A 17,932-nucleotide genomic window follows, 5' to 3' on the forward strand; every position below is an offset into this window, starting at 1 on the left:
GCTGGCTTAGTCACTACGGCGTTTAAAGCTTTTAGGCTCCAGATCATACTTCTTGAAGAGCTTGTACAGATCTGTGCGGTTGCGTCCGGCCAAGCGCGCCGCCTGACTGACGTTACCTTGAGTAATCTCTAGAACCTGGCGCAAGTAATCACGCGTGCATGCATCCCTTGCGGCATCCAAGGTACTGACACCGCCGCTGCTGGCTACGGGGCTACCCAAGGCCTTTTCGACTTGGCCCACGCTGATGACCGAGTCCGCTGCTAAGGCGACGTTTTGCTCAACGACATTGAACAACTGGCGAATATTTCCAGGCCACTGCGCGGCCACCAGTGTGCTCATGGCCTCGGGTGCATACACGCGCTTTGGAGCACCGGCCTGCTGTAATTGCTGTAGCTTATGCTGGACTAGAGCCGGAATATCCTCGCGACGCTCTTCCAGGGCTGGAATACGCAAACGGACCACATTGAGGCGGTAGAACAAGTCCTCCCTGAACTCCCCCGCTGCGATCTTATCTTCCAAGTCTCTGTGCGTGGCCGACAACACGCGCACGTCAACTGCGACCGTGCGTGACTCTCCCACAGGGCGCACCTGGCGCTCTTCCAAGACTCGGAGCAGCTTCACCTGCAGCTCCGCTGGCATATCACCAATCTCGTCGAGCAGGATGGTGCCGCCCTCGGCAGCCCGGAACAGTCCCAAATGATCACTTGTTGCTCCGGTGAAGGCCCCCTTCTTATGACCAAAGAGCTCACTTTCCAATAATTCGGCCGGCATTGCCCCACAGTTCATAGCAACGAAAGGACGCTTTGCTCGGGGGCTCTGCGCATGAATGTAGCGGGCGAGTACCTCTTTGCCTGCTCCGCTAGGGCCGTTAATCAACACTGTGCAATCACTGCTGGCAATCTGCTTGGCATCGCGCAGAAGCTCCAGCATGCGGGGGTTGCGGCTAAGCCCCTCACCCTCGTCATCCCCCTCAGCCTGCGTAGCAACCGCATCGGGCATCGGCATGTATCGCTGCAGAGCCTCTTCCAGCTGTTCCCGCGATATAGGTTTGGTCAAAAAGGCCACCGCCCCTTCTTGAGTGGCGCGAACAGCCTCAGCCACATCCCCATGTGCAGTCAGAATGATCACCGGTAGAGCCGGACGGGTAATTTGCAAGCGCTGCAACAGCTGCAAACCATCCATTCCAGGCATTCTTAAGTCGCTCAACACCAAATCCGGCTGAGCGGTATCCAAATTCTGCAATGCGGCTTCTGCACTCTCTACATCGCTCACATCAAAGCCCAGAGCGGTAAGCCGCATGCTCAGTACACGCCGCAGTTTTTGGTCATCATCAACAAGAAGAATTCTTGCCATTAGGAAATCTCGTAATCGGTTCAGTTGGGGACAGACGAAGGGGGAGTGTCAGCCTCGCTGGACTTTGGGTCATCGGCCATTTTTGGGGCGGGCCATTGACAGACAAACCGGGCCCCAGGGTGGGCATCTTCTACATGCACGCCGCCCCCTAGTTCGTTACAAATTTCCGCCACAATGGCCAGGCCTAAGCCAGAGCCGCGCAAAGTCGTCTCCTCAGGCTGGCTGCCTTGTTCAAATGGATGGAATATTCGTTCCTGCTGCTCTGCAGGCACGCCGGGACCACGATCGCGTACACGTATTTCGCACACCCTGCCACGTTCGCGGTCCATGCAGCCCAAGGTGACATCCACCTGCGATTCAGCGGGGGCAAACTTCAGCGCATTGCTTAGGAGATTATCCAGCACTTCCAGAATTGCCAACCGGCGTCCGTATATAAAAGGAGTATCCAGATTCAGCTCAAAGGTCACGCTCTTGGCCTGACGCAGCATCGCCGTTGGTGCCAAAGCCTCTTCCAGCAGGGGCTGCAACTCGTGCCATTCAGGGCTGTCCTGGCGACGCTCCAGGCGCCACTCGGCATAGCTCAGCAAGCGCATAATCATCTGCTCTTGGTCCTGGGTGGACTCCTTAAGAATGTCGACCACCTCAGCCTGCTGCGGATTCAAGGTACCAAGGCTCGCATCTGCGAGTAGCTCTGTACCTTCCTTCAGGCTTGCTAAGGGTGTTTTAAGCTCATGAGTCACATGACGCATGAACCGCTCTTTATCCGCTTCCAAATTGGCCAGACGACGACGCAACCACTCCAATTGCGCTCCCAATGTGCTGAGCTCTTCGGGGTAGCTGATTCGTATGGGTTGGTCGAATTGACTGCGTCCCAGTTGCAGTATTTGCTGCCGAGCTTGCCGCACCGGGCGGGCGATGATGCCGGCCAACCCGTAGCCCAGCGCGACGGTTAAGGGGATCAGCCCACCCACCGCGAACACGATCACCCATCGCGCTCGACGTACGGCTGTGAACAAGACTTTCTCCTCAGCCAACAAGGCCTGCGTCCCAGCCTCAATCATGACCTCCGCCTTCTCCTGGGCCCCGGCAATCAGCGTCAGGGGCTCACTTAAGGCATAGCCCTCGCGAAGAAGCTCTTCCCAGCTTCCACGCGCGTCAATCAAGGCCTGGCGCACGCCCCTGATCTCATCCTGATAAGCGCGACTCATATCCATGGCCTGCATCGACTCCATGGCGTCGATAGCCGCATCCGCACGCTGGTAGAAGCGCTGCAGATCGCTGGCTTGACCACTGCGAATATAGTCCTGCGCGAGGTCATCTAGATCATCAATTCGCTCCCTGAGCTGCTGACCTAATCGACTCACCAGAATACCGTCCTGGAGTAACCGATCTGCGTGCTGGCTGAGTGAGTTCAAGGTGTTCAACGCCAGAATCAATGCCACCGCCAGGGGTAGCGCCGCAGCGAAAAAGCCGGCTGCGATCAATCCAGAAATGGAGCGCGGCAAAAGTCTAGCCATGAAGTGACCTGTCTGCGTTTGGCTACAGGTTACAACGAAATGCCTGGATTAGCAGGGCGATACACGCAATTTGTCGGCAAATGCAGACATTTTCTACCTTAGGCCAAAGCTAAGCACCTCCACTTTCGCGCAGAACGCCCGTATTCCATTGTTTTATTTAACTTTTTTAGATTTGGCACAGGCATTGCCCTAGACATCATGCCTTTCTTTCAATCGGGAGTAAGCCATGACAATGACCCACGATGAACAATTGAAATTAGCCAGCTCGAACCGTCAAACCACGACGCGTGAGTTGAGTCTGTTCGCCGGAACAACCTTGTTGATGAGCAGCTTAGCGCTACCGGCACTGGCGGCCGATAAAGACCACAACTCAAGCTCGTCGGTCGCTTCACAGGCGATGGAAGCCACGGGTGAGGCCTGGAACGACACCAAAATGGCTGCCAGCGACGCTTACATCAAAGGCCGACTGGTCACTGCTTACACATTATCCGAACACCTCAACCCCTTCGACATTGACGTTAGCGTCAGCGATGGAGTGGTGCGCCTGACGGGGGCCGTGAGCGACGATATCGCTCGCGACTTAGCCACCGAAATCGCGCAAGGGATTGAGTCTGTTAAGGACGTTGATTCTCAGCTACGGCTGGATGAATCGCTGACCGAGGACGCTGCCGAGCAAGATGGTGACTCTTTCGCCGCATCATTCACCGATGCCACCATCTCCGCGCGGGTGAAAACCCAGTTGTTATGGAACAACAACATTGAGGGCCTTGGCATTGATGTAAGCACGCAAGAGCGCGTGGTCACCCTCAGCGGCGAGGTGGAGACCGATGCCCAAAGCGCCCTGGCCGAGCAAATCACTCGCAACACTGACGGGGTCGCTTCGGTCGTGAATGAACTCAACGCCTCTTAGAGCTGCTCCTTAGCAGAACTCCCTCACAGCACTACATTCACTTTTTACAGGAGAAATAGATATGAGTAACTCCGACAAACTCAAAGGTCAATGGAAACAGATCAAAGGTGACTTACGCGAACGTTGGGGCAAATTGACCAACGACGAAGTCGAACAGATCGATGGCCAAGAGCAAAACCTCGTTGGCAAGATTCAGGAAAAATATGGCATTGCCAAAGAAGAGGCTCAAAGCCAGGTCAACAACTTCTTATCCAAGTTGAATTCCACCGTGGAATAACGCCGACTGACCTTCAGGCTCACCCTCGTGAAAAGCCTGCCAGGGCCCTTTGGCCAATCATCAGCACCCGCCCTCGTGGCGGGTGCTTGTGTTTTTGCTTCCCTGAGGAGGCGCTGAAGACATTCGCGAGCACAGCGAATTATTCCTCGTGTCCTTAAGGGCAATACGGACAACTGCTGTTGAGGAACACGAGCAACCTGCATGGATTGACTCGGCGGATGAAGCGAGTCATTCACCGGCCTCTTGGAGCCGCTGAACGCTTTCAAGCTGCCATCGTCCTGCTCCTTGCTCTTGCACCACATAGCTAGAACTCTGCAGCCGGGTGAGCGTACCGGAACGGCTCGCCTCTTCGAGCCGGTCTAAACAGTCATCAACACAAGACCAATCGAGTTCACCTCGCCAAGGCCGCATGTCGTAATCCCACCAGCGCAGGGCCAGCAATCGCTCCACCTGCGCCTCGGGGAGCCGCAGTCGCTTGACTCGCGCTGGCTGGCCCACAGCAATGGCGTAGGGCGGAATATCCTCCAATACCACGCTGCGCGCACCAATGATGGCCCCGTCACCAATGTTGACCCCACGACGGATAAAGCTACCAGCCCCGATCCACACATCGTTACCAATGACTGTCCGCTGCGGTTGCTCTTCCGCCCAGCCGCTGCCAGCGTCCGCCGTTGGAGCCACGGCAGCAAACTCAGGAGACTCGTAAAAGCCAGGGGTGAGATGCGGGCGGGTAAAGGCCACCAAATGTGTGGACAACCAATCCGTAGGATGTTCAGGGGGAGCAATGATGCAGCTCTCACCAATCTGGGCATAGCGGCCCAGATCTGTCATATAGGCACTACTCGCTCCAGCGGCATTGAAGTACGCAAATGCGCCCATGCGGCAGTTCTTAAGCCTATGCCCGCGCACCCATACCGGGCATTCAAAGCTCAGTGTCCCCAAAATGTGAGGCTGCCGCGAGTCCACATGCAAACCGTAGTCTGCAAGCGACTCCGTTGGCACCAACTTGGCATCCATGCCCGGCTCCACAAAGTGTGTTGGCCATTATGCAGGGGTGCTGAGCTGCAGATTGTCAGACCAACACCACAGCCTTGACAGTCCTGCCGCGCCCTTGGCCAAGCAGCAGACACAGCATGAGCAGAAGAAGGCTCCACACTCCTATAGCGCCGCCGGCAACGGCTGGTGCAGCATTCCGCGCGGCAACACCGGTGGAGGCAGCCGCAACGACAAATCTGTGCTGTAAGCGATGTTGTGCTTGCGCATCCGTTTCTGAACTGATCAGCAAGGCCAGCTGCGTTTGCGACCGTGCTTGAGCCTGCGCCGGCACCTGCAAGTAAACGCTGAGCTCGCGTGACTGTCCTGGCTCCAGCGCAATGACCTTATGGGTCACATGCGTGCGCCAACCTTGCGGGTGCTGGGGCTGCAAACGCACAAGATCGGTACGGGTGCCTTGGTTGGTCACGCGATACCTTAGCTCCGCCACGCGGCCAGGACTGGCCGACGTCTGACCCAAGGCCTCCAGCTCCAACGCAGACCGATAGCCGCTGGCATCTTCGGCGGCTCGCACCCCCACTTCATAGGTACGTACGCCACGGTCGTCCACTGTGGTGTCTAACACATAGAAATGCAGACCATTCGCGGCATCGACATACTCGCTCACCACACCCGGGCCGGTCCCTGCATGAAATAAGGCGTCTGCAAGCTGGCGGGCGTCACCCGGGGAAATGGGCACGGGTTCTCCTTCGCCTGGCTGTGGCCAACGGGGTTTTTCTGGCACCTGAACCGGACGCAAAAAGTCGAAGATCAGTTGGTCCTGGTTCGGCGGCGGGGGAACACGGGTGTTGATATCTTCCGGGTGGGCATCAATGGCCCAAATAAATGGCGGAAGATCGACCACATCCTTGTTCTTCGCAAGCAGCACGCCGTGGTCCGGGGTAAAAGAGTCAAAACCGATACGATCGATGACTTCAATGGTGTAGCTGGTGTAGCCACCTCCATCACAGTCGAATTGTGTGGCCGTGTCACACGCGGGTGAGCGGTCCAGCCCCATAGGAATATGCACACCGTGCAAACCAATGTCGTTGGTGACCGGCGCCAAGGGATACGCACGTGGGTAAATGGTGGCCACAACCGGGCCGCTCAGCGCCAAGATATCGCGGGGCACCACCAGCACCTCATTGGGTTTGATAAAGCCCAAGCGCATCTTGTTACGCAACATATGGTGCGAGCCCATGGTCGTCGCCAAAGTCGCAGGAATGCGCCAGCGTTCGTGCGTCCCGCCGGGGCCGTTGAAAGTGCCGCGTGACAGCATGGCCCAGGTACCGGTGTACGAGCGCCGTGGGGGGTCGCCGAAGGGGTTGTTGTAGTTGTCCAGCACACCAAAGATATGGCTGAGTTCGTGGGCGTAAACCGATTGGCCGCTGGCTTCGGCTTGGGTTGAGGTCACACCCGGAACAGCACTGCTCCAAATGGCCTCGCCTGCCGTGAAAGAGGTCCAGTCGATGTAACGTGTTTCCACCCAATTGGGCTTGTCGGCATCCGGATTGCCAAAGGTGTCGCTGACATCCTCTGGTGTGGGGAACATCATTTCCCCGAATTCCTGCCATAAGCCCGATTCGTCATAACCAGCATGCAGGAAGAAGCGAAAGGCGTAGTCCTCGCCGCCATTGGCCACGATACCGGCGGTCACATCGACGAGGCTGGCCTCCAGAAGTTCATTGGTGAAGTTTCGGCCGCAGGTGTCACCTGCTGGGCAGCGATCCAGACCGCCTCCTACATCGCCTAGGCCATATTCATGCTCCTTGCCTTCCATGCGGTAGGGCCCAAAAGGAGTGGCATCTACGCCAATCAACCCGTAGGAGTCCTCCAACCAATACTCATTGACGGTATGGAAGTGGTTGAGCTCGCTGGGCTTCGTGATCAGGAACTCTGCATAGAACTTGCCCACCTCTTCGCGAGGAATCGAACCAATGCCAATGGGATTGTGCTCGCCGTTCACGCCGACATCGTCACTTCCCGGCGGCTGGGTAATGATGAAGTCGCGATCGGCAAAGTCGGCCACAACCAAGGCAGCTCGAAGCTTTTTCGGAGGCTGATTTTCCGGCGCCGTCCAATCCACTTCTGGAATGGGGCGATAGTCTTCCCAAGTCATCCACTCGGGCAGCACCCAGCTCTGTGGGTCCACCGGTTCCGGAAAATCATCCAGACCGGACTGCGCCAAGGCGCTCCCCATAGCAAACACGCCCAGCACAAACAGCCGTCTTACAGCGACCACATTCCTCTCCTGATTGACACCCCAAGGCTGTGCTCAGACTGCCCTGAAACAACAGGGTTTGGCAAATGTAGCAGCGGCGTGTCCGCCTCTCAGGCCCTGCTGCGTATTTGTTCAGCGACCGGATAACAAACCGGCACAACCGACACAAACCATTGTTATTGGAGGGTTTTTACCATGATTAAATCTATCGCCAGCCTGCTCCTTGTGGTCGCAACCAGCACGGCTTTTGCAGGCCAGGTCAACATCAACACCGCTGACACTCAAACCTTGGATGTAGAGCTGGTTGGAGTGGGTCCTGTCGTCGCTCAGCGCATTGTGGATTACCGCATACAGAACGGAGAGTTTGCTAGCGCAGAAGACTTAACCAAAGTGCGCGGGATCGGTGAGCTCACCCTGGCCAAAAACATCGACAGCATTGTGCTGAAGTAAAGCCTGCGCTGCCCGGATGGCGCCGCCATCCGGGCAAATGCTTGTGGATCATTGGGCTAAGGAGCATCACCATGCATAACAAAGCACAGCATCGACGCATTCAGGGCGCTTGGACCGAGCTTTGGCAGCAGCGTAACCCCGCGCTTCGCTCTCAATCGGCAGCCAAGGACTATGTTGTTACCCATGGTCTGCCATCCGGCTGGGCCGGCTTTGCGACCGGCCGCACCTTAGACCTGGGCCAGGTTGCCCTGGCGCAGCAAGATCAAGCCGGCCGCGCGTTCTGATCCAGGTCTTGCTGAGCCGTTTGTCGCTGCCATTCCGGTGGTCGCCAGAGATGGGCAAGCCGGTCCCACACGCGACCTGGCTTCCCAACATCCCGCCACATATCGCCGAACTCATGAAAATTCAGCGTGAAAATGTTGTGGCTGGTGGGCTGGCGCTCCAAGGGAATGCCGTAGTCCACCGGCTCGCTCTCTTCCACATAGGTTCCAAACCAACGGTCAAAGCAGATCAACACACCGCCGTAGTTGCGGTCTATGTACTGCGGGTTACGGCCATGATGCGCGCGGTGGTTGGAGGGTGTATCAAACCAATACTCCAGCCAGGGGTGTAGTTTGCCCACTGCGTCGGTGTGGATGAAGAACTGGTAGGCCAGATCCACGCCGTACATAAAAAACACCACGGCGGGGTGCACGCCCAGTAAGACCAGCGGCATGAAGAACAACCACCAGCCGGTGATGGAATACAGCAGGCTTTGCCGCATAGCCGTGGACATATTCATGGTTTCACCGGTGTGATGCACCACATGCGCTGACCAGAACCAGCGAATGCGGTGGCTGCCGCGGTGGAACCAGTAGTAGCAAAACTCTACCGCCACAAAAATGGGCAACACGGTCCAGATGTTGACCGGGATGGTGAAAAAGCGGTGCTCCCAAAACCACGCTACGGCGGCGGCTGTCACCAGGGTATGAGCCACAATCTCAAATAGGCTGTAGCTGGCGCCCAAGCCCATGTTCGTGAGAATGTCGCGCAGGTTGAACTGACGCATTTGGCCACGCTTTTTCATCACCGCCCATTCCACACCAAAGGCCACCAAAAATATGGGCGTCATAAAACTCAGCACCACGGCCTTCCAATCAATATGCGGGCCGAAGGCGGTCTGAATGAGTTGCTGCAGGGCGTCCCAGCTCATAGGCGGTCTCCACCAATTAAAGCTCAATTACAGGTCAAATAATGCCTGCCCCAGCAAGGCCTGTCTTGACGCCGGCCGCCAGAAAATTAACAGTTTCAGCCACAACCAAGCGGAGACTCTAGGCTGAACAAGGCCTCGCCACTGCTGCCCGGCTTCATTCCCGGCCCATACGCCGGGCTGCTGGATGATTATGTCCGCGCCCAGGCCTTAGCGGGCTGGGAGCCGCTGCAGCCCATACCAGACCGCTTGGCGATGGAAGTTTGGCGCGATCGCCTACAGCAGGCCAGCGAGGAATTGCACGACCCTTTGCTGGGTTTGCACCTGGGCCAAACCATCCGTCCCTCCCATTTCGGGGTCCTGGGGTTTGTGTTTCATGCTTGCGCCAACATGGGCGCCGCGCTTGCTCGCCTGGAGCGCTATCAACGTCTGGTCTATGACTTCAACCCATTGCATCTGCAGATGCGCGCAGACGCCGTGGAGTTGATCTGGAGTACAGAGCGCGGGCGCCCAGGACCACTGGTGGATGAATGCGCAATCACGGCCCTGATAACTCTGGCCCGCCACCTCAGCGGACAGCACCTACAGCCACTCAGAGTGGAATTTGTGAACCCACCACCATTATTAAATCACTGGCCGGAGTATCACGCGGTTTTGGGCCCAAACTTGCGCTTCGAACAAGCGCAGACCGTGGTCGCCTTTCCCCTGGAGTGGCTGAGTCAGCCCCTACAGCACCCGGACACCAATCTCCTGGCCATTCTCGAGACCCAGGCCGATGCCCTGCTCGCCGCGCTGCCCCCTAGCGCCACCATCAGCCAGCAACTCACCCGGCTCATCACCCAGCAGCTCCGCCATGGGCTCCCCGATCAAGCCAAGCTGGCTGGGCAATTAGGACTGTCCAGCCGCAGCCTGCACCGCAAATTAGCCGCCGAAGGCCAGAGCTTTCGTGAACTCCTCGCCAGTGCCCAGCAGCAACTGGCCCGGGACTATTTAAATGACCCCAGCCTGCAGCTCACCGAGATAGCCCAGCTCTGCGGCTACACCGAGCACAGCGCCTTTAGTCGGGCCTTCAAACAATGGACGGGTCAAAGCCCGGCAGCTTACCGTCGCCGACCATAGCCTCGGGAGAGCCCAAGCATGAGCAACAGCCAAAGCAGAGAAAGACTTCCTGCACTGGTCCCCATCCGACTGTCGACAGGCTCATCGCCAACACCAGCCGCTTCCTCTTCTGCAGGTACGAGGGGGTCCGCGCCGTCCAGAAACTCAGCTCCGGTGTTCAGAGGGTCAAGGTGCGTAGCCACCGAGGTCAACTGCCCCGGAAAGCCAAACCAATTGGTGTGCATACGCCCGTACCAATCTGCTGTCTGCGATGAACAAGAGGCAAAACCACCAGACAACTGACCCACAATATGACGATCAGCAGACCACAGCCCAGAACCTGAGGACCCTCCCTCGGTCGTTCCTAAGTCCCAGTCAGCGATTTTCAAATGGGTATCCGTCTGCCCGAGCAGATCTGGTTCGCCAGCCTCACCGAGATAGGCCGTAATTTCCGTGGCGCCGTTGAAGAAGCTGATGCGCTTTTCGTCACCGGCAGGGTGGTGAATGGTCGTCACATCCTCGTAAGCAATATCGCGGTTGTCCCAGCCAGCCCAGTACACATTGAAGTCCTCCGGAGGGGCTTCCGTCAGCTCCACAAGGGTGAAATCCGGACCGAAGTCTGTGGCCAACAAAGAACCGGCAAGAAACTGGGCACCGGCCGTGCTTTGCTCCAGGCTCCCGTCTGGAGTACCACCACAGGTGGAGGTTTCATAGTTCCAATAAAACACCATCGTTGCGGGCTCGAGGGGCGTCTGCACGCAATGACTGGCCGTCAGGAAGAGTGGCCGGAAATCCTGCGCGGTGTTGTTCACCATCTGCCCGCTGCACAAGAAGGCCCCGTTGACGGTATACCGCGCGACCGAGCGAATCTCGTCACGCCATTCGTCGGCCACCTCGCACACCACGTCGATGTTGCAGCTACCAGATTTGGTGTAAGCGTCGTCAGCTCCGAAGCCCCGAAACCCGTGATTGACTGCTGCCACTTGAAGCTCAACAGGCGGGCCTGGAGGTGTGGTCAAAATCAAATCTACGGTATCACCGCGCAGCACCCTGGACCAATACTCCCCCCGAATTCCATGCTCACCGCCCTCGATCATTTGCTGATCCTGGGCGGACTCCAGCACCAACTCGGCTTCGGGCGGCAATTGCAACTGCGCGAAGTGGAAGTTCAAAGAGGTGGCTTGAGCGCTGCGCACCCGCATGGACCATTGCCGTCGTCCATCCGCCAACGTCTTCCATAAGCCATGGGTTTGCGGACGAATGTTGACCCGCACAGGAACGGCAAACTGCCACCGCGCAGGTGCCGCCTTATTGTCTTGGGCGAGCGCAGCGCGGACATCCACCGCTGGCAAAATCAGGGTTTCCAAAGCAAGGGCTGGAGTGGCGGGCAAAGCCAGCGCGCACAGGGCCAACACCTTGGTGAGGTTGTTTAAGGTTCTCATTGACGTTCTCCAGTCCCAGCCTCTTCAACGAGGCGGCGGGACTAGAGCTTAAACGTAAATGCTCTGCGCGTCTGCCCCATCAACCTTATTCGGCAGAGAATGACGCCAGGGGCATCTGCCGCACCCGCTACGCCGCCTCACCGCGATGAATATCGTCAATCTGGTCATTCAATGTGCACCAGTCATACAGAATGCCTAAGCCCAGCAGTCCCACGGTAAACAAGTAGATCAGGCCAGTCACCCACTTGCCCATGTAGAAGCGATGGATTCCAAATACCCCTAAGAAGGTAAGCAATACCCAGCTCAGGTTGTAGTTGATGTCACCATCCAAGTAGCGGCGGTCAGCCGCCTCATCCATACCTGGAATCAGGAATAGGTCAACAATCCAGCCAATGAAGAACAGACCTAGCGTAAAGAAATAAATGACACCGCTAATGGGCCGCCCATAGTAAAAACGGTGCGCTCCCATAAAGCCGAAAATCCACAAAACATAGCCAATGATGATGCTATGGCTATTGCCACCTGTTTCCCGTGTCATGACCTTCCCCTCGGCGAAATGGATGAAACCTTGACTAGGATGCCGCAAAAGCGCGCACCCTTGCTGCGTAGCTCAAGTCTGCACAAGAGTCACTGTGGGATTAGTCGCCCCAGTGCATGGCAGCTTTGAGAGCCTCCGGAGGCGGCATCTGCAAGAACCAGCCTTGATCCTCCAAAGCTTGCATCACCGTGTCCACAGATACCCGCGCTAGAGGACGCTGCGCATGCAGCTCCAGCTGCATGACCTCAGTCAGTTTGCCGGTGCGTTGCAACAGTTCAGCTGGCACAACTTGATGATCGTCTGGAGCCAGCCCGGCACGCAGGTAGAGATACATCTCAGGCTGCCGGCTACAGCGATAGACGGTGCAGGACACCACGTTCATAAATGCGCTTCGACAGTTGTTGTTGTGCGCAAAGCATAGCGCCCATGCCGCTTATTGGGCGGCTCACCTGCGTTGGCATTCACCCTAGGAAGCCGCTGAATAAATCGTTGCGCTCGCGGATTTCTTCAGCGTTTCCCTAGAGCCGCAGCAACCATGCTCTTACAAACTCCACCCAGAAAGACACTTAAGGCTGCAAGGTCATGGCCGGCCAGTGCAGAGCTCGCCCTAGGGCCTGCAGCTCGTCTGTGTTGCGCCCATCACAATCCGCCAGGTTGTCGGCATGAACCAGGCCTTGCGCATCGACCGAGAGAAGTAGCGGCGGGGAGGTGAGAGATTTGTACAAAATGCGTCCGTCACGCAATTGAGCACTCACATAGAACGCGAGCTGCTGCCAGGGCAGCACTCCGGTGGGGTCTGCCGCTGCGCACACGATCACATCAGGAGCTTTGCCCAGAACCCCAGCCGAGGCGAATGGAGCAGAGCCTCCCACACAGAACACCAAGCCGCAGCGCCGTAACCAGCGACTGCACAGAGCGAAGATGCGGCGGGCATGCCAGACGCCACGCGCCCGGCTGAGCGCAGAGCCCGAGCGCGGCGACGGCACCAAAAGCGCACCACCGCCACGGCGGCTAGACCTTGCGGTAAACCTCACCGCCTGCATCTCGGAACTCTGCAGCCTTTTCCGCCATCCCCTGCTCTGAGTCTTTGAGCGCGTCAGCGTAGTCGCGCACATCCTGAGTAATCTTCATGGAGCAGAACTTAGGCCCACACATGGAGCAGAAATGCGCCACCTTATGGGCTTCCTTAGGCATGGTGGCATCATGAAATTCACGGGCCCGCTCGGGGTCCAGCGAGAGGTTGAACTGATCCTCCCAGCGGAACTCGAAACGAGCCTTGGACAGAGCGTTGTCGCGAATCTGGGCGCCAGGATGCCCCTTGGCCAGGTCCGCCGCATGCGCCGCGATCTTGTAGGTGACGATGCCATCACGCACGTCATTGCGATCCGGCAGGCCCAGATGCTCCTTGGGCGTCACGTAGCACAGCATCGCTGTGCCGTACCAGCCGATTTGGGCCGCACCGATGGCACTGGTGATGTGGTCATAAGCCGGCGCGATATCGGTCACCAGAGGGCCCAAGGTGTAGAAGGGGGCCTCGAAGCAATCGGACAGCTCCTTGTCCATGTTTTCCTTGATCATCTGCATGGGCACATGACCAGGGCCTTCAATCATCACTTGGCAATCATGCTCCCAGGCCACCTTGGTGAGCTCACCCAGGGTTTCCAGCTCACCGAACTGCGCTGCGTCGTTAGCGTCGGCCAAGCAGCCAGGCCGTAGGCCATCGCCCAGCGAGAAGCTGACGTCATAGGCCTTCATGATTTCGCAGATCTCGTCGAAATGCGTGTAGAGGAAACTTTCCTGATGATGCGCCAAGCACCATTTGGCCATGATCGATCCGCCGCGCGACACAATGCCAGTCATGCGGTCGGCCGTCAGCGGCACATAGGCCAGCCGCACCCCGGCATGAATCGTGAAGTAATCCACACCCTGCTCGGCCTGCTCGATCAGGGTGTCGCGGAATAGCTCCCAGGTCAGCTCTTCAGGCTGCCCACCCACTTTTTCCAAGGCCTGATAAATGGGCACTGTGCCAATGGGCACCGGGCTGTTGCGCAGAATCCACTCGCGCGTTTCGTGAATGTTCTTACCGGTGGACAAATCCATGATGGTGTCGGCCCCCCACCGGGTGGCCCAAACCATCTTTTCCACCTCTTCAGAGATAGAGCTGGTGACTGCCGAGTTGCCGATGTTGGCGTTGATCTTCACACGGAAATTGCGCCCGATAATCATGGGCTCGGTTTCCGGGTGATTAATGTTGGCGGGGATAATGGCGCGCCCTGCCGCAATTTCCTGACGGACGAACTCGGGCGTCACCAAGTCAGGAATTTTAGCTCCGAAGGCTTTACCCGGATGCCGCTTGAGATAGCCGCTGCTGGAATAGGCCTCGCGCATTTCCTCCAGGCGGGCGTTTTCGCGGATCGCTACAAACTCCATCTCTGGCGTAATGATGCCGCGCTTGGCGTAGTGCATTTGGCTGACGTTCGCACCCGCCTTGGCACGGCGTGGAGCCCGGCGATGGGCAAAGCGCAGACCGTCTAAGGCGGCATCCTCTTCCCGGCGCCGGCCGTAATCGCTGCTCAAACCGGAGAGATGCTCGGTGTCCTGGCGCGACTCGATCCAGCCCTCGCGCAAGGCTGGCAAGCCTTTGAGCAGATCAATCTGTACTTGCTCGTCTTGGTACGGCCCTGAGGTGTCGTACACGGTAACGGCGGCGTTGCGCACAACGCCGCTAGAACTATGGGTGCTTTGGCAGGCAATTTCCCGCATGGGCACTTGAATGCTGGGATCGCTCCCAGCAACAAAAATTTTCTTAGATGCCGGGAAAGGCTTGCAGACCGCAGCGGAAAGCGCTTCGGCCTGATCATGAATCGGATCGGGGGCGACCGCAGTCATGGTTGGTTCTCGTCTTAATAGCCTGGTAGAACCCGCCAAGCTAATGGACTCTGCCCCCCCTTGCAACGCAGGCTGCGCAAACCCTGCTCAGAGCAGTACACTCGGGCGTACGGAACCGTTACGCAAACACACCTCACACTTCACTCGTGTCGAACTCACGCAACATACTGGACCAGCTAGATGCCTCTATTCGAGCCATCGAGACCCATCGTGGTGCGCAACAGGAAAAAGTAGAGGCGACCCGTCAGCAGATTGATGCTTGCTGGAAAGCCGTGCTCAACGCTGCTGAAGAGTTACGCCCGCGGGTGACTGGCCATGCGCAACTGCGCTATTTCACCATCGCGCGGGACCGCATGAGCGTGACGGTGAGCTTTCATGCCGGTGGCAAAGGCGGGCGCGGGGAGTTGCTACTGATGGGCCGTGAACACCCCGAAGGAAAATACCCCGCAACTCAAGCAGTATGGGTGCGCGAGGCCAGCGCTGAGGATCGGCGCATCACCGACCAAGACGAGGCCGTAGAGTGTTTAGTGCGCTTTTGTGCAAGGAACTTGGCGCGCAGCTGAGCGGGTCGCCGACAGCTTGTGCGCTTCCAAAGGCAACGCCAGCGCTAAGCCTCGGAGGGCTCCCAAAACCGGTTGTGATCCCGCACCCAGCGGCTGCAGCTTGCAATGAAGCTGATGCCCGCGAAACCCAAGCGAATTAACGCCACCGCAAGAAAGGATTGGAGTTGTTGCATCTGATCCTCCGCAACTAGGGCTCAGGCCACCTGGGCTGTATCGAGCGGCACCACCTTCGGCGCCGACTCACTCAGCTCCTTACGGCCAATGGCTTCATTAGGCCATTCAATCAGCCGAATTTGGCCATTGAAGTCCTCGACGAGAGCGGTGCAGCTTTCGACCCAGTCACCGCAATTGAAATATTGAATATCTTCGATGGGCCGAATTTGTGCGTGGTGAATATGCCCGCAGACAATGCCGTCAACTTCACGGCGATGGCACTCGCGAATAACCGAGTCCTCGAACTCCGTCACGATATTCACGGCAGCCTTCACCTTCTTCTTGGCGTAGGCGGATAAGGAAAAGTAGGGCAAACCCACACGGCGGCGCACATTATTGAAGTGACGGTTTGCCACCATCATGGCGTTGTAGGCCAAATCTCCGGCGGAGGCTACCCACTTGTGATACCGCGTAATCACATCGAACATGTCGCCGTGTAAAACCAAGAGCTTGCGCCCGTCTGCGGTTACGTGAATGAGCTCATTCACCAAGCGGATGTTGCCAATCTCTAGCTTGTAGTCCACGAACTTGCGCAGAAACTCATCGTGGTTCCCGGTGACGTAGTACACCTGCGTTCCACGCTTGGCCCGGGTGAGAATCTTGCGCACCACATTGGTGTGCTCTTGCGGCCAGTAGAAATTTTGCTTGAGGCGCCATCCGTCGATGATGTCGCCGACGAGGTAGAGGTTCTCGCACTCATGCTTGCCCAGGAAATCCGCCAATGCCACAGCTTGGCAGCCCGGTGTGCCCAGGTGAACGTCCGAAATCCAAATACTGCGGTACTTGGTTTTGGACTTGGAATTCGTGCTTGCGGTTTTCTTATCCATGCCCGTCACCTTAGGAGCCCGCTGTGAATGCGCGGTGACGCCGCGATGACAATGTCATGACAACGCAGCGGGAGCCCGTCCAGTAACATGCGCGGCTCATTCTCTTGTTCCTGCTCTGCCATGAAAGTCTTGATTGTGGGTAGCGGCGGCCGCGAGCACGCCCTAGCCTGGAAAATTGCGCAATCTCAACGTGTGAGCGAGGTATTGGTCGCTCCGGGTAACGCCGGCACTGCAGCTGAACCCAACATGTGCAATGTGAACTTAAGCGCAGACGACTCCAGCGCCGTGGTGGGGTACTGCCAAGAGAACGATATCGGCCTAGTGGTCGTTGGCCCAGAAGCTCCGCTGGCTGCAGGCTTGGTGGACGCCTTGGAAGATGCCGGCATTCGCGCATTTGGCCCACGCCAAAATGCAGCCGAACTAGAAGCCTCTAAAGCCTTCACCAAAGATTTTCTAGCGCGGCACAACATCCCTACTGCCGCCTACGGCAACTTCACGGAGGTAGAGCCTGCGCTAGCCTTCCTCGACACCATGCCCACGCCTTATGTCATCAAAGCGGATGGACTGGCTGCCGGTAAAGGCGTGGTCTTAACCGAGGATCGCGGCGAAGCCGAGGCCACCATTCGCGACATGCTCAGCGGCAATAAATTTGGTGAAGCCGGCTCTAGGGTGGTCATCGAAGAATTCCTACCGGGAGAAGAAGCCAGCTTCATTGCCATCGTCGATGGGGAGGACATCCTGCCCATGGCCAGCTCTCAAGACCACAAACGCATCGGTGAAGGCGACACTGGCCCCAATACAGGCGGCATGGGAGCCTATTCTCCCGCTCCCATACTCACTGCCGATATCGAGCAGCGGGTCATGGAAGAAATCATGCGCCCTACCGTCAAGGGTCTGGCTGCAGAAGGCCGTCGTTTTCGCGGCTTTTTGTACTGTGGTTTGATGATTGCCGCAGACGGCACGCCAAAAGTCGTCGAATTTAATGTGCGCTTTGGCGACCCCGAGACGCAGCCCATCATGATGCGCTTGCAATCTGACTTGGTTGAGGCGCTGGAAGCCGCCATTGATGGCACCCTCAAGGACCTCACTCTCAGCTGGACCCCGCAAAGCTGCGTTGGTGTCGTTCTGGCCGCAGAGGGCTATCCCGACAGCCCGGCCAAGGGCGATGTCATTAGCGGTCTAGATTGGAAATTAGGCTCCTTGGCCAAGGTCTTTCATGCGGGCACCAAAGCCACTGAAGATGGCATTGTGACCAGCGGTGGCCGAGTCCTTTGTGCTTGCGGGCTGGGGGATGATCTAGCAGCAGCGAAGGCCCAAGCCTATTCAGCCGTGGAGCGTGTGCAGTTCCGCGGCATGCAATTTCGTCGTGATATCGCCGACAAGGAGCTGGCGCGGCAATCGGCTTAAGTCGTT

At 57.6% G+C, this 17,932-nt stretch carries 18 protein-coding genes; 7 read left to right on the forward strand and 11 right to left on the reverse strand.

Annotated elements, in window-relative coordinates; translation table 11 throughout:
* Window positions 1–6: 6 nt before the first annotated feature.
* Window positions 7–1,353, reverse strand: a complete 1,347-nt coding sequence (locus KI787_03930; GenBank protein MBV6629084.1) for a sigma 54-interacting transcriptional regulator — start codon at window positions 1,351–1,353, stop codon at window positions 7–9.
* 20 nt (window positions 1,354–1,373) lie between these two features.
* Window positions 1,374–2,870 (reverse strand): HAMP domain-containing histidine kinase, encoded by a 1,497-nt coding sequence (locus KI787_03935; protein ID MBV6629085.1) that lies wholly within the window; start codon window positions 2,868–2,870, stop codon window positions 1,374–1,376.
* Between the two features lie 226 nt (window positions 2,871–3,096).
* On the opposite strand from KI787_03935, the gene KI787_03940 reads away from it, so the two are divergent.
* Window positions 3,097–3,780 (forward strand): BON domain-containing protein, encoded by a 684-nt coding sequence (locus KI787_03940; GenBank protein ID MBV6629086.1) that lies wholly within the window; start codon window positions 3,097–3,099, stop codon window positions 3,778–3,780.
* Between the two features lie 61 nt (window positions 3,781–3,841).
* Complete coding sequence (locus tag KI787_03945) at window positions 3,842–4,057, forward strand: CsbD family protein (GenBank protein MBV6629087.1); 216 nt, start codon at window positions 3,842–3,844, stop codon at window positions 4,055–4,057.
* Window positions 4,058–4,285: 228 nt separating this feature from the next.
* Here KI787_03945 and KI787_03950 read toward each other — a convergent pair whose 3' ends face one another.
* Window positions 4,286–5,074, reverse strand: coding sequence for a CatB-related O-acetyltransferase (locus KI787_03950; GenBank protein MBV6629088.1), 789 nt, complete (start codon window positions 5,072–5,074; stop codon window positions 4,286–4,288).
* A gap of 55 nt (window positions 5,075–5,129) precedes the next feature.
* Complete coding sequence (locus KI787_03955; GenBank protein ID MBV6629089.1) at window positions 5,130–7,331, reverse strand: hypothetical protein; 2,202 nt, start codon at window positions 7,329–7,331, stop codon at window positions 5,130–5,132.
* A 174-nt stretch (window positions 7,332–7,505) separates the two neighbouring features.
* On the opposite strand from KI787_03955, the gene KI787_03960 reads away from it, so the two are divergent.
* Both KI787_03960 and KI787_03965 read left to right on the forward strand, forming a co-directional pair.
* On the forward strand, window positions 7,506–7,760 hold the full coding sequence (locus KI787_03960) for a helix-hairpin-helix domain-containing protein (GenBank protein MBV6629090.1): 255 nt from the start codon (window positions 7,506–7,508) through the stop codon (window positions 7,758–7,760).
* Window positions 7,761–7,831: 71 nt separating this feature from the next.
* Window positions 7,832–8,044: a hypothetical protein gene (locus tag KI787_03965; protein ID MBV6629091.1), complete on the forward strand. Its 213-nt coding sequence runs from the start codon at window positions 7,832–7,834 to the stop codon at window positions 8,042–8,044.
* Here KI787_03965 and KI787_03970 read toward each other — a convergent pair.
* Window positions 8,023–8,952, reverse strand: a complete 930-nt coding sequence (locus KI787_03970) for a sterol desaturase family protein (GenBank protein MBV6629092.1) — start codon at window positions 8,950–8,952, stop codon at window positions 8,023–8,025. The two genes, KI787_03965 and KI787_03970, sit on opposite strands and share 22 nt — an antisense overlap.
* A gap of 252 nt (window positions 8,953–9,204) precedes the next feature.
* Between KI787_03970 and KI787_03975 the strand changes: the two genes are divergently transcribed.
* On the forward strand, window positions 9,205–10,068 hold the full coding sequence (locus tag KI787_03975; protein MBV6629093.1) for an AraC family transcriptional regulator: 864 nt from the start codon (window positions 9,205–9,207) through the stop codon (window positions 10,066–10,068).
* Here the strand turns inward: KI787_03975 and KI787_03980 are convergent.
* The 5 genes from KI787_03980 to thiC form a co-directional block, all read right to left on the reverse strand.
* Entirely contained in the window at window positions 10,050–11,489 is a 1,440-nt protein-coding gene (locus KI787_03980; protein ID MBV6629094.1) for a trypsin-like peptidase domain-containing protein, read from the reverse strand. The two genes, KI787_03975 and KI787_03980, sit on opposite strands and share 19 nt — an antisense overlap.
* A gap of 127 nt (window positions 11,490–11,616) precedes the next feature.
* Window positions 11,617–12,027, reverse strand: a complete 411-nt coding sequence (locus KI787_03985; GenBank protein MBV6629095.1) for a TM2 domain-containing protein — start codon at window positions 12,025–12,027, stop codon at window positions 11,617–11,619.
* A 100-nt stretch (window positions 12,028–12,127) separates the two neighbouring features.
* Window positions 12,128–12,409 (reverse strand): YcgL domain-containing protein, encoded by a 282-nt coding sequence (locus KI787_03990; protein ID MBV6629096.1) that lies wholly within the window; start codon window positions 12,407–12,409, stop codon window positions 12,128–12,130.
* Window positions 12,410–12,593: 184 nt separating this feature from the next.
* The gene (locus KI787_03995) at window positions 12,594–13,070 is read right to left on the reverse strand and encodes a hypothetical protein (protein ID MBV6629097.1); all 477 of its coding nucleotides are present in this window, start codon (window positions 13,068–13,070) and stop codon (window positions 12,594–12,596) included.
* Window positions 13,039–14,916, reverse strand: coding sequence for a phosphomethylpyrimidine synthase ThiC (gene thiC, locus KI787_04000; GenBank protein MBV6629098.1), 1,878 nt, complete (start codon window positions 14,914–14,916; stop codon window positions 13,039–13,041). The genes KI787_03995 and thiC overlap by 32 nt, the downstream gene beginning before the upstream one ends.
* A 146-nt stretch (window positions 14,917–15,062) precedes the next feature.
* Between thiC and KI787_04005 the strand changes: the two genes are divergently transcribed.
* Window positions 15,063–15,479: a hypothetical protein gene (locus tag KI787_04005; protein MBV6629099.1), complete on the forward strand. Its 417-nt coding sequence runs from the start codon at window positions 15,063–15,065 to the stop codon at window positions 15,477–15,479.
* 194 nt (window positions 15,480–15,673) lie between these two features.
* Here KI787_04005 and KI787_04010 read toward each other — a convergent pair whose 3' ends face one another.
* On the reverse strand, window positions 15,674–16,519 hold the full coding sequence (locus KI787_04010; GenBank protein ID MBV6629100.1) for a UDP-2,3-diacylglucosamine diphosphatase: 846 nt from the start codon (window positions 16,517–16,519) through the stop codon (window positions 15,674–15,676).
* Between the two features lie 120 nt (window positions 16,520–16,639).
* On the opposite strand from KI787_04010, the gene purD reads away from it, so the two are divergent.
* Window positions 16,640–17,926 carry a phosphoribosylamine--glycine ligase gene (purD, locus tag KI787_04015; GenBank protein ID MBV6629101.1) on the forward strand — a complete coding sequence of 429 codons (1,287 nt, stop codon included), beginning with the start codon at window positions 16,640–16,642 and terminating at the stop codon, window positions 17,924–17,926.
* Window positions 17,927–17,932: the final 6 nt, after the last annotated feature.

The sequence above is a fragment of the Oceanococcus sp. HetDA_MAG_MS8 genome, assembly GCA_019192445.1.
Lineage (GTDB): Bacteria > Pseudomonadota > Gammaproteobacteria > Nevskiales > Oceanococcaceae > MS8.